We start from the raw sequence: 13,565 nt of genomic DNA, 5'->3' as shown, positions 1-13,565 counted from the left end.
CCAGTGTCGCCGATCCGGGCCCGGTGAACCCCCGCCCTTCGGCGGTCGGATCGGCGTAGTGGTCAGTCGTTCGCGTGCAGCGCCGCGTTCAGCTCGACCTTGCCGCCGGTGCGCGGGCGGACCTCCACCGCGCCGGTGGCGGAGTTGCGCAGGAACAGCAGGCCGTCGGAACCGGACAGCTCGCGCGCCTTCGTGAGGGTGCCGTCCGGCAGCGAGACCTTGGTGCCCGCGGTGACGTACAGCCCGGCCTCCACGACGCAGTCGTCGCCGAGGGTGATGCCGATGCCGCCGTTGGCGCCGATCAGGCAGCGCTCACCGATGGAGATGACCTCCTTGCCACCGCCGGAGAGGGTGCCCATCACGGACGCCCCACCACCGACGTCGGAGCCGTCCCCGACGACGACGCCCGCCGAGATCCGGCCCTCGACCATCGACGCGCCGAGCGTGCCCGCGTTGAAGTTCACGAAGCCCTCGTGCATGACGGTGCTGCCGCTGGCCAGGTGAGCGCCCAGCCGCACCCGGTCCGCATCGCCGATGCGCACGCCGGACGGCGTCACGTAGTCGACCATCCGGGGGAACTTGTCGACGCTGTGGACGGTGACCGGGCCGCGGGACCGCAGCCGCAGCCGGGTCGCCTCGAAGCCCTCGACCGGGCAGGGGCCGTGGTTGGTCCACACGACGTTGGACAGCAGCCCGAACATGCCGTCCAGGTTCTGCCCGTGCGGGCGGACCAGGCGGTGCGAGAGCAGGTGCAGGCGCAGGTAGATGTCGTGGGTGTCGGCGGGCTCGTCGGAGAGCCTGCCGATCTCGGTGCGCACGGCGACGACCTCCACGCCGCGGGCGTCGTCGCGGCCGAGCAGTGCGGCCCCGGCCTCGCCCAGGGACCGCACCGCTTCCTCGCCGGTCAGCCGGGTGGTGCGGGATTCGCCGGGCTCACCGAGCTTGACGGTGGGGAACCAGGTGTCCAGCACGGTGCCGTCGTCGGTGACGGTGGCCAGGCCGATGCCGTGGGCGCCGGTGCTCTGCGGGTCGGGTGTCTGCGCGCTCATGCGAAAAACGGTAATCGGCGCATTCCGGCACCGCCCTGCAGGGGTCGGCTCGGCAGGCGGCACCGGCACTGTTCGTGATCACGCGATTGCCGGGAGCGAGCGCGGATTCCGGCCGCTGGACCGTCCACCGTGGACTCCGCGGGTGCGGCGGTGTCGGCGCGGCGGTCCGGGCACCGCCGCGGGTAGCCTGCCTCGGGTGACCGACCTCCTCGATCTCCGCGCCGATCCCGTCGAGCTGACCGCCGCGCTGGTGGACATCCCCAGCGTCTCCCGGGACGAGCGGCGCCTCGCCGACGCCGTGGAGCACGCGCTGCGCACCCAGGCACCGCACCTGGAGGTGGTGCGCAACGGCGAGGCCGTGCTGGCCCGCACGAACCTCGGGCGCGCGTCCCGGGTGTTGCTCGCCGGTCACCTGGACACCGTGCCGATCAACGACAACCTGCCGTCCCGGCGCACCGGTTCCGGGGCCGACGAGGTGCTGCACGGTTGCGGGACCGTGGACATGAAGGGCGGCGACGCCGTCCTGCTGCACGTGGCCGCGGCGCTGCCGGAACCGCGCCACGACCTCACCTTCCTGTTCTACGACTGCGAGGAGATCGCGGCCGAGCACAACGGGCTGAACCGGATCGAGCGGGAGCTGCCGGACTGGCTGGACGGCGACCTGGCGATCGTCGGCGAACCGTCCAACGCCAGCATCGAAGCGGGCTGCCAGGGCACGCTGCGGGTGGAGGTCCGCACCAGCGGTGCCCGCGCGCACACCGCGCGCGCGTGGATGGGGGAGAACGCGATCCACGGGGCCGAGCCGATCCTGCGCAGGCTGCTGGACTACGTGCCGCGGCAGCCGGTGATCGACGGCCTCCAGTACCACGAAGGCCTGCAGGCGGTGCGGATCGAAGGCGGGGTCGCGGGCAACGTCGTGCCCGACTCGTGCCTGGTCGCGGTCAACCACCGCTTCGCCCCGGACAAGTCGCTGGCGGAGGCCGAAGCCCACGTCCGCGAGGTGTTCGACGGTTTCGACCTCACCGTCGTGGACGGCTCCGGCGGCGCGCTGCCCGGCCTGGGTTCGCCCGCCGCGGCCGAACTCGTGGCGGCCGCGGGCGGGGAACCGGTGGCGAAGCTCGGCTGGACCGACGTGGCCCGGTTCGCCGCGCGGGGGCTGCCCGCGGTGAACTTCGGCCCCGGCTCGCCGACCCTGGCGCACACCCAGCAGGAGAACGTGCCCACCGCCCAGATCCGGAGCTGCGCCGAGGCGCTCACCCGCTTCCTGAGCTGAGGCCGGGGGCGATGCGGGCGTCGCGCACCTGCGGGACGCCCTCGACGTCGGGAACCCCGGCGGGGTCCGGGATCTGGTCGAGCGCGGCGGGATCCGCGGTGGGTCGCCGGGTGGGCCGCTCGTCGGGGCGCTGCTGCCCGGCCTGGGACTGGGCGTGCTCCACGAAGCGCAGCAGCTCCACCGGGAACGGCAGCACCAGCGTCGAGTTCTTCTCCGCCGCCACCTCCACCACGGTCTCCAGCAGCCGCAGCTGCAGCGCCGCCGGGGCGTCGGCCATGACGCCCGCCGCGTCGGAGAGCTTGCGGGACGCCTGGTACTCGCCGTCGGCCGCGATGATCCGGGAGCGCCGTTCCCGTTCCGCCTCGGCCTGCCGGGCGATGGAGCGCTTCATCGACTCCGGCAGCGAGACGTCCTTGATCTCCACCCGGTCGATGTGCACGCCCCAGTGCAGCGCCGGGCTGTCGATCATCACTTCGAGGCCCTGGTTGAGCCGCTCCCGGTTCGACAGCAGGTCGTCCAGGTCGCTCTTGCCGATGATGGAGCGCAGCGACGACTGGGCGACCTGGCCCATCGCGAACAGGTAGTCCTCCACGTTGACCACCGCGCGCGCCGGATCGGTGACGTTGAAGTACACCACCGCGTCCACCCGCACCGTGATGTTGTCCCGGGTGATGCCCTCCTGCGCGGGCACCGGCATGGTGATGATCTGCAGGTTCACCTTCCGCAGCCGGTCCACGCCCGGGATCACGAAGGTGAGGCCGGGCCCGCGCACCGACTCCTGGAGCCTGCCGAAGCGGAACACGACGCCCCGCTCGTACTGCGTGATGATCCGCGCCGCGGAGGCCGTGCAGATCACTCCGATGACCAGGACGATGACGAGCAGTTCGATGAGCATGGCCGCCCCCTGACCGCGGCGCCGCCGACGTACCGGGGCACCGCTCGGGTCCCGTCGTACCGCCCACGGTACTCCCGGGAACCGCTTCGCGGGCAGGTCGGCGCAGGTCAGCACGGCCCTTAGGCCCTGCCGGCACCGGACGGCACCACGTGGTCACCGGCGCGGCACCCGGTGTTCTCCGGCGGCTGCATACCCTCGAACCATGACCATCGAGGGTTCACCGAACGGCGCCGAGCGCCCGCAGGAGAAGCGGCGCGGGCCGGTCGTGCTCCGCCGCTCCCGCCTGCACGAACCGACGACGACCGATCAACGCCTGCTCGATTCGCGCGGCCCCACCGACTGGGTGCACACCGACCCGTGGCGGGTCATGCGCATCCAGTCGGAGTTCGTGGAGGGGTTCGGCGCGCTGGCCGAGGTGCCGCGCGCGGTGACCATCTTCGGCTCCGCCCGGACCCCGCGCGAGCACCCCGAGTACGAGATGGGGGTGCGGCTCGGCGCGGCCATGGCCGACATCGGCTGCGCCGTGATCACCGGTGGCGGGCCGGGCACCATGGAGGCGGCGAACCGGGGCGCCTCCGAGGCGGGCGGGCTGTCCGTCGGCCTCGGCATCGAGCTGCCCTTCGAGCAGGGGCTCAACCCGTGGGTGGACCTCGGGGTGAACTTCCGGTACTTCTTCGCCCGGAAGACCATGTTCATCAAGTACGCCCAGGCCTTCGTCTGCCTGCCCGGCGGGTTCGGCACGATGGACGAGCTGTTCGAAGCGCTCACCCTGGTGCAGACCAAGAAGGTCACGAAGTTCCCCGTGGTGCTGTTCGGCCGGTCCTACTGGCAGGGCCTCTACGACTGGGTGCGGGACACGATGCTCGCGTCCGGCAAGGTCGGAGAGAAGGACCTGGCCCTGCTGCACCTGACCGATGATGTGGAGGATGCGGTGCGCATCGTGGAAGAGGCCTACCAGGCCTGGGAGGAGGCGCATTGAGTGCGGAGGAGACCACCGGGAACGCGGTGTGCGTGTACTGCGCCTCCGGGCCGGTGGACCAGCGGTACCTGGCCCTCGCCGCCGAGGTCGGCACCGGCATCGCCAAGCGCGGCTGGACGCTCGTCTCCGGCGGCGGACGCGTCTCCATGATGGGTGAGGTGGCGCGCGCGACCCGCGCGGGCGGCGCCCGCACCGTGGGCGTCATCCCGCGGGCCCTGGTGGACCGGGAGGTCGCCGACGACGACGCCGACGAACTGCTCGTGGTCGACACCATGCGCGAGCGCAAGGGCCTGATGGACGCGCACGCCTCGGCGTTCCTGACGCTGCCCGGCGGCATCGGGACCTGCGAGGAGCTGTTCGAGGTGTGGACGTCCCGGTACATCGGCATGCACGACAAGCCGGTGGTGATCCTCGACCCGGACGACCACTACCGCGGGATGCTGGAGTGGGTGCGCGGGCTCGTCGCCGACGGTTTCGCCTCGCAGCGCTCGCTGGACTCGCTGGTCGTCGTCACCGACGTCGAGTCCGCCCTGGACGCCTGCGCGGTGCCGGCCCGCTGATCCGGCCGCCGCCGGTCCGAGCCGGGCCGCGCGGTGGACGTGCCAGGATCGGGAGCATGACGCCTCAGCCCGCGCTGCGCTTCGGGGACAAGGACGTGGCGGCGGACCGGCCGCTGGTCATGGCCATCGTCAACCGCACCCGCGACTCGTTCTTCGACCGCGGCGCCACGTTCGCCGCCGACGCCGCGCTGGCGGCCGTGGACGCCGCCGTCGCCGACGGCGCCGACATCGTCGACATCGGCGGGGTCCGCGCCGGTGCGCAGGGCGAACGGGTGGGTGCCGACGAGGAGTCCCGCCGGGTGGTGCCGTTCGTGGCCGCGGTCCGCGAGCGGCACCCCCGCCTGGTGATCAGCGTCGACACCTGGCGCGGCACCGTCGCCCGCCGGGTGTGCGAGGCGGGCGCCGACCTGCTCAACGACACCTGGGCCGGCGCCGACCCGGAGGTGGCGCGGGTCGCCGCCGAGTTCGGCGTGGGCGTCGTGTGCTCGCACACCGGCGGCCTGCCGCCGCGCACCGACCCGTACCGGGTGCGCTACTCGGACGTGGTCGCGCAGGTCGTCGCCGAGCTGGTGGAACGCGCCGAATCCGCGGTGGCGCTCGGCGTGCCGCGCGGCGGCGTGCTGATCGATCCGACCCACGACTTCGGCAAGAACACCTGGCACGGGCTGGAACTGGTGCGGCGCGTCTCCGAGCTCGTGGACACCGGGTGGCCGGTGCTGATGGCGCTGTCGAACAAGGACTTCATCGGCGAGACCCTCGACGCCGAGGTGTCCGAGCGGCTGGAGGGGACCCTCGCCGCCACCGCGATCGCCGCGTGGGGCGGCGCCCGGGTGTTCCGCGCGCACCACGTCGCCGCGACCCGGCGGGTGGTGGACATGGTCGCCGCCATCGCGGGCACCCGGCCGCCGCACCAGGTCCTGCGCGCCCTCGCCTGAGCCCGCGGGTTCGCACGCCCGGCCCGGTCGACCGGGCGCGCACCGGGGAGGCGCCGCATCCGCCGCGCGCGTTCGACGGCGGGCGGTTCAGCGGATCAGAAGGCGTCGTCGATCATGCGCCCGGTGGCGGCGACGGGGAGCGCGGCATCGAGCTCGGTGAGCAGCGGGGCGAGCCGCAGCCAGCGGGAACGCACCCGCGGCGGGCTCGGGTACGGCCGGTTGATCTCCTGGGCGAGCTCGTCGATCCGCCACTGCGCCTCGTCCAGCTCCAGGCCGGTCGCGGGCAGGTTGTGCACCGCCTCCACCAGCGCGGCGATGCGAACTCGCAGGTCATCGAGGCTCGACCGGACCGACAGCGCGCTCGGTGCCGGTGCGGCGTCGGGCTGGCGGCGGGGCACGGGCAGGACGACCTCCCGGTCGCCGATCGAACCGGTGGCTTGTCGTTCGCTGTCGTCGCGCACGCCGACCTCCTGGCCTCCTCGTCGGCACGCGCCCGGCTCAAGGGCGCGTCTGGTGATCCGCAGTGTGCTGCCGCCGGGCGGCGGCGATGAGGGCCTCATGAATCGATCCACTCGTTCGGTCGAGCAATGCCCCACGAACGGGGCGATGGTGCCGCGGGCCCGGTCACGAACCGCGATCTACCTGCCCGCCGCTCGGCCGAACCGGGGCGACTCCGTTCGCCGCGAACTCCGGCCACCCGGGTGAGTGATCGAACTCACCCGCAGGGGAATCGGGAAAGGACCAAGGTCCCCTTGTATCGGGACGGTGACAGTGGTGGCGAATGACCGTAGAGTCGCTACCTGTGAAGGCTGATGCGCTCCGCGGCCACCTCGACGCTCTGCTGCTGGCCACCCTCGACGGCAGACAGCTGCACGGGTACGCGATCATCGAGGCGTTGCAGCAGCGCAGCGGCGGCGCGCTGGACCTTCCCACGGGCACCGTGTACCCGGCGCTGCGCCGGTTGGAGCGCGCGGGCTACGTCACCAGCGCCTGGAGCACCGTCGGCGGCAGGCAGCGCCGCACCTACCGGCTCACCTCCTCCGGCGTGGAGGCGCTGCACGCGGAACGCCGGGCTTGGCGCGAGTTCACCTGCGCCATCGAAGGCGTCCTCGAAGGCAAGGCCGTTCCCGCCCAGGCGCCCGCCAAGGCCTGATCGCCCGTCGATTCGGGACGGCCGGCCGCCGGGGCACGAGCAGCGCCACGCGAGCCGTGCCGAGGTCTGCTGCCGCCCGGCGGGGCGGGCGTGCCACGATCGGAGCGTGGCTAGTGCGCTGATCTACCTGTTCGTCGTGCTCGTGGTCGCCGCGGTGATCTACCTGCTCGCTGCCCTGGTCTTCGGCCGGGGGGAGCAGCTGGAGGCGCTGCCGCCCGGAGCGACGCCGACCAGACTGCCCGCCGTCGACGTCGAGGGCGCCGATGTGCGCTCGCTGCGGTTTCAACAGGTGCTGCGCGGGTACAAGGCTGCCGAGGTGGACTGGGCGCTGGAGCGGCTGGCCAACGAGATCGACGACCTGCGCGGCCAGGTCGCCGTCCTGCAGCGGCAGCTCGACATCGCGGGGGATCAGCTGCAGCGCGCCCGGTCGGTCGACCGGGAGGAGTGAGTCGGGTGGGCAACGCGCAGCTGCGGCTGGAGGTGCCGGTGCGCGCCGCACCGGAGCAGGTGTGGGCGGCGGCGACCGACTGGTCGCGGCAGGGCGAGTGGATGCTCGGCACCTCGGTGCACGTGGTCAGCGGTGACGGCGGCCTCGGCACCACGCTGGCCGCGTTCACCGGGCTGCGCGGCGTCGGCTTCCTGGACACCATGGAGATCATCGAGATGCGGCGGCCGCTGTGCTGCCGGGTGCGCCACACCGGTGGCCTCGTGTCCGGCGAGGGCGGTTTCCGGGTGATCGGGCACTGCCAGGCCGACGAGTCGACCTTCGTGTGGTGGGAGGACCTGTCCGCGCCCACCGGCACCGGCGCGCTGTGGCCGGTGGTGCGGCCCGCGTTCAGCTGGGGCCTGCGGAGGTCGCTGGACCGGTTCGCCGACTTCTGCCCGGAGTACCGGCCGCGCACCGGGTGATCCGGCGTGATCCGGCGCCGGCCGAGTGATCTTGACCGGTGATCCGGCGCGGGCCGCCCGGCGGACGGCCCGCGGCGCGGAATCAGTGCCCGGTGAAGTTCGGCGTCCGCTTCTCCACGAACGCGGCCACCGCCTCGCGGTGGTCGGCGGTGCTGCCCGCCTCGTTCTGCGCGCCCGCCTCGACGTCCAGCGCCTCGTCGAGGCCTTCTGCGGCGGCCGCCCGCATCGTCTCCTTGATCCGCGCGTAGGCGCTGGTGGGGCCGGTCGCCATCCGCGCGGCGAGTTCCATCGCCGCCTCGGTCGCCTGGCCCGCGTCCACCACCCGGTTGACCATGCCGATGCGCAGCGCCTCGTCGGCGGCGACCGGTTCGGCCAGCAGCAGCAGTTCCATCGCCCGTCCGTAGCCGATCAGCCGCGGCAACGTCCAGGACGCGCCCGAATCGGTCGACAGCCCCACGTTCGCGAAGGCCATCAGGAACTTCGCGTCCGCCGCGGCGATCCGCAGGTCGCTGGCGAACGCCAGCGAGGCGCCCGCCCCGGCGGCGCTGCCGTTGACCGCGGAGATGATCGGCTTCGGCATGGTGGCCACCGCGCGGATCAGGGGGTTGTAGTGCTCCTCCACCGTCTTCAGTGGACTGGGGTCGTCCGCCTGCAGCTGCGCGATGTGCTCCTTGAGGTCCTGGCCGGCGCAGAACGAGCGCCCGCTGCCGGTGAGCACCACCGCGCGCACCGCGTCGTCGGCCGCGGCCTCCCGCAGCGCGCCGACCAGCGCGAGCTTCAGCTCGACGTTGAGCGCGTTGAACGACTCCGGCCGGTTGAGCGTGATCAGTCGCACGCCACCGGTGTCGCGGGTCAGCAGTACATCGGACACTTCTCGCCCTTTCGTCGCCTGGGAGGTGCGGGCCGCGCCCGCCCTGACCAGCGCATCCACAGTGGACCGCGCACGGTCGGTGCCGGGTCGATCACGGAGCGCGGTTCCGGGGCGGTCCTGACTGGACGGTCGACCGGAAATGCCGCTGCCGCCGCACGACGCCCGCACGGGTGGCCGTGCGGAGAGCCGAAAAGCCCGGAAAACGCCCGCACGACGGCTGAGTCTGCCACCTGCCACGGGCATTCGACCAGCGCAACAGCGACACGAGTTGATCGGTTCGGTTTCGCGGCTGCGTCCGGATGGGGGAGAATGGAGCCGGACCCGGCTGGTTGTGGGCGATCAGTGGGTGGGAAGAGTTCACGGAGGGAGCACGCTATGGCGGCCATGAAGCCCCGGACCGGTGACGGTCCCCTCGAGGTGACGAAGGAGGGTCGCGGCATCGTAATGCGCGTCCCCCTTGAGGGCGGTGGGCGGCTCGTCGTCGAGATGTCGGTGGAGGAGGCAAAGAACCTGGGCGATGCCCTGGAATCTGCCACCGGCTGAGGCCGCTGCGCAAGCGATCGGCGTGCACCCGATCGTCTCACCGGCTCTGGCATCCGAGTTCGATGCCGGAGCCGGTGTCCGTGGAGTGGCCGAGACGGCCTTGTCTCTTTGAATGCGGGAAGGATCTCAATCCGTGTCCGATTCCTCGGTGTTCGGTTCGTCGCGGTCGCCGGAGCAGGCAGCGCTCCCGGTGATCCCGACGGCACTGGTCGAAGTGGACGTGGTCTCGCGGTGGCGGGACGGCGTGCCGACGGCGGTGCCGGTGTTCGACGGGGCCTCCGGGCCCGACCTGGCCGCCGCGGCCGAACCGTGGGGAGCGGACGTCTCGCTGCTCGAAGCGCTGGGTGTGACCGCGTCCGTGGGCGAGGTGCGCACCGTGCCGCTGCCAGACGGGCGGTTCGGCTGGGTCGTCGGGGCGGGCTCCGGCGAGCCCGGCCACTGGCGCGCGATCGGCGCGTCGATCGCACGGGCGGCGCGCGCCAAGCTCGGCGAAGGGGTCGCGTCGGACGACGACCCCGCCGACCTGGGCGACGCGGCGGACGCGGAGTACGTCCAGGTGCTGCTGCCCGCGGACGCCGGCGTCGAGCTCGTCTCGGCGTTGACGCTCGGGCTGTCGCTGGGCGACTACCGGTTCCGGGTGTCGGCGGAACCGGCCGCGCCGCGGATGCGCAAGGCATTGCTGGTGGTTCCCGGCGGGGCGGACGCGGACGCGTTCCGCGTGGCCGTGGCCCGGGCGGAGGAGCTGGCCGCGGCCACCTCGCTGACCCGGGACCTCGCCAACGCCCCCTCGAACGTGAAGAACCCGGCCTGGCTGGCCGGTGCGGGCACCGCGCTCGCCGGTCCGCTGCAGGGCGTCACCGCGACCGTGCGCGACGAGAAGTGGCTGGCGGACAAGGGGTTCGGCGGAGTCCTCGCCGTCGGGGGCGGTTCGGTGAGCCCGCCGCGGTTGCTGGAGCTGGCGTGGCGTCCGGACGGCGTGAAGTCCGGCCCGCACCTGGTGCTGGTCGGCAAGGGCATCACCTTCGACACCGGCGGGCTGTCGCTGAAGCCCGCCGACGGCATGCACCTGATGCGCACCGACATGGCCGGGGGCGGCGCGGTGCTCAGCGCACTGCTGTCCATCGCCCGGCTGCGGCTGCCGGTGCGGGTGACGGCGCTGGTGCCGTCCGCGGAGAACCACGTGTCGGGCAGCAGCTACCGGCCCGGTGACGTGGTGCGGCACTACGGCGGGAAGACCACCGAGGTCGGCAACACCGACGCCGAGGGCCGCATGGTCCTGGCGGACGCGCTGGCGTACGCGGTGGACCGCCTCGAACCGGACTACCTGGTTGACGTGGCCACGCTGACCGGAGCGATGAAGGTCGCGCTCGGGCTGCGCACCGGTGGCCTGTTCAGCACCGACGAGCGGCTCGGGACGGCGCTGCGGGACGCGGGCGAGCGGGTCGGCGAGTCCTGGTGGCCGATGCCGCTGCTGGAGGACCACGCGGCCGACGTGCGCGGCGAGCTCGCCGACGTGCGGCAGGCGCCGCAGGGGCCCGGCGGGATCACCGCCGCGCTGTTCCTGCGCGAGTTCATCGGCGACGTTCCGTGGGCGCACCTGGACATCGCGGGCCCGGGACGCGCGGACAAGTCCTACGACGAGGTCGTGCCGGGCGCGACCGGCTTCGCGGCCCGCACCCTGGTCGAACTGGCCGCCTCCCTCGCCGCGTGAGGTAAGCGCTGCTCCGACGATCCCGCGGTGGACCTGGTCCCCGCGGGATCGTCGCGCGTCAGGGCCGGGAGGTGGCGTGGTCGCGGAACGCGCGCACCACCGGCGGCGGGGTGCGGCCCGCGGGCCAGGCCATCCCCACCGTGCGGTGCGCGGCCGGGGACAGCGAGATCTCCACGGTGCCCGCCACCTCGCCACCGACGGCCCGGGGCAGCAGCGTGACGCCGAGACCGGCGGCGACCAGGCCGCGGAGCGTGTCGACCTCTTCGGCTTCCCAGCTGGGCCGCAGCGGAACATCGGCCGCCTCGGCGAGTTCGGTGACGATGTGCCGCAGCCCGTAGCCCGGGCCCATCAGCGCGAACTCCTCGGCGGCCAGCTCTGCGAGCCGCACCTCCGCGCGCTCGGCCAGCGGATGGGCGGGCGGCACCACCGCGACCAGCTCGTCGCGCGCCACCGCCACCGACTCCCACTCGGCTCCGGTCGGCAGCGGCGAGACCAGGCACAGGTCGAGCCGGCCGTCCAGCGCGCCCGCCAGCATGTCGTCCCTGGCGCCCTGCACGAGCCGGAACCGCACCCCGGGATGCCCGGCGCGGAACCCGCGGATCAGTTCCGGGACCAGGGCGCTGCCCATGGTGTGCTGGAAGCCGAGCGAGATGCGGCCGCGGTCCGGGTCCAGCTCCTCGACCACCTCGCGGCACCGGTCCGCCAGCTCCGCGTAGGCGTGCTCGGCCGCGGCAGCGAGCTGGGCGCCGGTGCGGGTGAGCCGGACCCCGCGCCCCTCCTTCGTGACGACGTCGGTGCCGAGGCGGTCGGCGATCCTGGCCAGCGCGCGGCTCACCGTGGGCTGCGGGACGCCGAGCCGCGCCGCCGCGCGTGTGAGATGGCCCTCGGCGGCGACGGTGCGCAGCAGGTTCAGCGTCGGGGCGAGATCGGCGGTGAGCTGGGCGGCGTCCAGCGGCAGCTCGGACTCATGCGGCACGGCATGAATCGTGCCCTCCTCGCGCATTGGACGCATTAATTAGCCCGGCTTACGGTCGCCCACGTGCTCACCGACGACCTGAACCGGATCCGCCGCATCAGGATCGCGCTGCTCATCGGCGCCCTGGCCCTGTTCGCGCTGCTCTACGCGCCGCAACCGGTGCTGCCCCAGTTCTCCGACGCCTTCGGCCTCGCGCCAGGCACCGTGGCGCTGCTGGTGTCGGCGGGCACCCTCGGCCTGGCGATCGCGGCGATCCCGCTCGGCACCCTGTCCGAGGTGTACGGCAGGCGGCGGATCATGGTCGGCTCGCTGCTGCTCGCCGAAGCGATCGGCGTGCTGCTGCCGTTCATCGGGTCTTTCCCGCTGCTGGTCGGGCTGCGGCTCGTGCAGGGGGCCGCCGTCGCGGGCATCGCCGCCGTCGCCGCCGCCTACCTCGCCGACGAGACGGGAGGACGGGACCTCGGCACCACCATGGGCCTGTACGTCGCGGGCACCACCGTCGGCGGCATGTCCGGCCGGCTGCTCGGCGGGATCGCCGGTGACTACGCGGGGTGGGCCGGTGGCGTCGCGGCCGTCGCCGTCCTCGGCGCGATCTGCACCGTCGGGTTCGTCCTGCTGCTGCCGCAGGAGCGCCACCAGCGGCGCCAGGAACTGCGGTGGAAGCCGCTGCTGGTCGGAGTGCGGGCCGCCGCCACCGATCCGGCGCTGCGGCCGCCGTTCCTCGTCGCCGCGCTCGGCATGGGGGCGTTCGTGGCCGTCTACAACGTGCTCGGGTTCCGGCTGGTCGAGCCGCCGCTGTCGGTGCCGCCCGCGCTCGCCGCGCTCGCGTTCCTGGCCTACGCGGCGGGCACCGTGACCTCGGCGGTCGCCGGCCGGCTGGCCGACCGGTGGGGGAGGCCCCGAGTGCTGCTCGCCGGGCTGGGCACCGCGCTGCTGGGGCTGCTGCTGATGCTGGCCGGGAACCTGGTGGTGATCCTGGTCGGGCTGGTCGTGTTCACCGGCGGGTTCTTCGCGGCGCACTCGGTGGCCAGCGGCTGGGTGGGGCTGCTCGCCTCACCGTCGGCGCGCGGCCAGGCCTCGGCGATGTACCAGCTCGCCTACTACGGCGGCAGCAGCGTCGGCGGAGTCGTCGGCGGCGTCGCCTACGCGGCCTGGGGCTGGAACGGGATGTCGGCCGTGCTCGGCTGCTCGCTGCTGCTGGCCGGGATCGCGGTGCTGAGCGGCAGGCGCTCCGAGCGCCGACGGGCGGAGCCGGTGGTGGCTCCGGCTCAGGTCGCGTCGGAGTCGTAGGGCGGCCGCTCGCCCTGTTCCAGCGGGCGCTGCGGCTTCGGGGGCTGCGGCGGCTTCGGTGCGGTGGTGCCGCCGTTCGTCCCGCTCCCGTTCCCGTTGCCGTTCAGCGGCGGGTCGAGCGGGTTCTCCCCGTCGAACAGGTGCTTGGTGACGGCGCTGCGCGGGTTGAAGTCGCGGATGCCGCGCAGGTCCTCCAGCGGCTTGCGCAGCTCGTCGAACTCGGGGCCCAGTTCGGAGCGGAGGTGGTCCCTGGCTCCGGTCGCGTACTGCTTGACCTGGCGGATCGTGCGGCCCAGCCACGCGGCGCCCTCGGGCAGCCGGTCCGGGCCGAGGATGAACAGACCGGCGACGATGAGGACCAGGATCTCACCCCAGCCGATGCTGTCGAACACCTCGGATCACCTTTCACTCCCGTGCTTCG

16 protein-coding genes are annotated in these 13,565 nt (G+C 73.3%); 10 read left to right on the top strand and 6 right to left on the bottom strand.

Features of this window, described 5'->3' with window-relative positions:
* Positions 1 to 62 precede the first annotated feature (62 nt).
* Positions 63 to 1,049 (bottom strand): 2,3,4,5-tetrahydropyridine-2,6-dicarboxylate N-succinyltransferase, encoded by a 987-nt coding sequence (gene dapD / locus H1226_RS24390; RefSeq protein WP_258343047.1) that lies wholly within the window; start codon positions 1,047 to 1,049, stop codon positions 63 to 65.
* A 196-nt stretch (positions 1,050 to 1,245) separates the two neighbouring features.
* Between dapD and dapE the strand changes: the two genes are divergently transcribed.
* Complete coding sequence (dapE, locus tag H1226_RS24385) at positions 1,246 to 2,322, top strand: succinyl-diaminopimelate desuccinylase (RefSeq protein ID WP_258343046.1); 1,077 nt, start codon at positions 1,246 to 1,248, stop codon at positions 2,320 to 2,322.
* Here the strand turns inward: dapE and H1226_RS24380 are convergent.
* Positions 2,303 to 3,217, bottom strand: coding sequence for a slipin family protein (locus H1226_RS24380; RefSeq protein ID WP_258343045.1), 915 nt, complete (start codon positions 3,215 to 3,217; stop codon positions 2,303 to 2,305). The two genes, dapE and H1226_RS24380, sit on opposite strands and share 20 nt — an antisense overlap.
* 202 nt (positions 3,218 to 3,419) lie before the next feature.
* Between H1226_RS24380 and H1226_RS24375 the strand changes: the two genes are divergently transcribed.
* The 3 genes from H1226_RS24375 to folP are packed head-to-tail and all read left to right on the top strand — an operon-like array spanning position 3,420 to position 5,691.
* The gene (locus H1226_RS24375) at positions 3,420 to 4,196 is read left to right on the top strand and encodes an LOG family protein (protein WP_224956053.1); all 777 of its coding nucleotides are present in this window, start codon (positions 3,420 to 3,422) and stop codon (positions 4,194 to 4,196) included.
* Positions 4,193 to 4,756, top strand: a complete 564-nt coding sequence (locus H1226_RS24370) for an LOG family protein (RefSeq protein WP_224956052.1) — start codon at positions 4,193 to 4,195, stop codon at positions 4,754 to 4,756. The genes H1226_RS24375 and H1226_RS24370 overlap by 4 nt, the downstream gene beginning before the upstream one ends.
* 56 nt (positions 4,757 to 4,812) lie before the next feature.
* Positions 4,813 to 5,691, top strand: a complete 879-nt coding sequence (gene folP, locus H1226_RS24365) for a dihydropteroate synthase (protein ID WP_224956051.1) — start codon at positions 4,813 to 4,815, stop codon at positions 5,689 to 5,691.
* A 95-nt stretch (positions 5,692 to 5,786) separates the two neighbouring features.
* On the opposite strand, the gene H1226_RS24360 is transcribed toward folP, so the two are convergent.
* A complete protein-coding gene (locus tag H1226_RS24360) occupies positions 5,787 to 6,152 on the bottom strand; it encodes a hypothetical protein (RefSeq protein ID WP_258343035.1) in 366 nt (121 codons plus the stop codon).
* Between the two features lie 341 nt (positions 6,153 to 6,493).
* Between H1226_RS24360 and H1226_RS24355 the strand changes: the two genes are divergently transcribed.
* The 3 genes from H1226_RS24355 to H1226_RS24345 all read left to right on the top strand — a co-directional run bounded on the left by H1226_RS24355 (position 6,494) and on the right by H1226_RS24345 (position 7,753).
* Positions 6,494 to 6,844: a PadR family transcriptional regulator gene (locus H1226_RS24355; protein WP_224956049.1), complete on the top strand. Its 351-nt coding sequence runs from the start codon at positions 6,494 to 6,496 to the stop codon at positions 6,842 to 6,844.
* A 106-nt stretch (positions 6,845 to 6,950) separates the two neighbouring features.
* Positions 6,951 to 7,292, top strand: a complete 342-nt coding sequence (locus H1226_RS24350) for a DivIVA domain-containing protein (protein ID WP_224956048.1) — start codon at positions 6,951 to 6,953, stop codon at positions 7,290 to 7,292.
* 5 nt (positions 7,293 to 7,297) lie between these two features.
* Positions 7,298 to 7,753 carry an SRPBCC family protein gene (locus H1226_RS24345; protein WP_258343032.1) on the top strand — a complete coding sequence of 152 codons (456 nt, stop codon included), beginning with the start codon at positions 7,298 to 7,300 and terminating at the stop codon, positions 7,751 to 7,753.
* Between the two features lie 82 nt (positions 7,754 to 7,835).
* Here H1226_RS24345 and H1226_RS24340 read toward each other — a convergent pair whose 3' ends face one another.
* The gene (locus H1226_RS24340) at positions 7,836 to 8,624 is read right to left on the bottom strand and encodes an enoyl-CoA hydratase-related protein (protein ID WP_258343030.1); all 789 of its coding nucleotides are present in this window, start codon (positions 8,622 to 8,624) and stop codon (positions 7,836 to 7,838) included.
* 375 nt (positions 8,625 to 8,999) lie between these two features.
* Between H1226_RS24340 and H1226_RS24335 the strand changes: the two genes are divergently transcribed.
* Together H1226_RS24335 and H1226_RS24330 are read left to right on the top strand one after the other, a co-directional pair.
* Positions 9,000 to 9,167: a DUF3117 domain-containing protein gene (locus H1226_RS24335; RefSeq protein WP_009949794.1), complete on the top strand. Its 168-nt coding sequence runs from the start codon at positions 9,000 to 9,002 to the stop codon at positions 9,165 to 9,167.
* 112 nt (positions 9,168 to 9,279) lie between these two features.
* Entirely contained in the window at positions 9,280 to 10,878 is a 1,599-nt protein-coding gene (locus H1226_RS24330) for a leucyl aminopeptidase family protein (protein ID WP_258343020.1), read from the top strand.
* 58 nt (positions 10,879 to 10,936) lie between these two features.
* Here the strand turns inward: H1226_RS24330 and H1226_RS24325 are convergent, their stop codons facing one another.
* Positions 10,937 to 11,854, bottom strand: a complete 918-nt coding sequence (locus H1226_RS24325) for a LysR family transcriptional regulator (RefSeq protein WP_258343018.1) — start codon at positions 11,852 to 11,854, stop codon at positions 10,937 to 10,939.
* 63 nt (positions 11,855 to 11,917) lie between these two features.
* On the opposite strand from H1226_RS24325, the gene H1226_RS24320 reads away from it, so the two are divergent.
* Complete coding sequence (locus H1226_RS24320; RefSeq protein ID WP_258343016.1) at positions 11,918 to 13,144, top strand: MFS transporter; 1,227 nt, start codon at positions 11,918 to 11,920, stop codon at positions 13,142 to 13,144.
* Here H1226_RS24320 and tatB read toward each other — a convergent pair.
* Positions 13,123 to 13,536, bottom strand: coding sequence for a Sec-independent protein translocase protein TatB (gene tatB / locus H1226_RS24315; RefSeq protein ID WP_224956042.1), 414 nt, complete (start codon positions 13,534 to 13,536; stop codon positions 13,123 to 13,125). The genes H1226_RS24320 and tatB overlap by 22 nt on opposite strands.
* Positions 13,537 to 13,565: the final 29 nt, after the last annotated feature.

This window comes from Saccharopolyspora gregorii (genome assembly GCF_024734405.1).
Taxonomy (GTDB): Bacteria; Actinomycetota; Actinomycetes; order Mycobacteriales; family Pseudonocardiaceae; genus Saccharopolyspora_C; species Saccharopolyspora_C gregorii.
The sequence above is the reverse complement of the archived record's forward strand: the minus strand, read 5'-3'. Positions and strand labels throughout refer to the sequence as shown.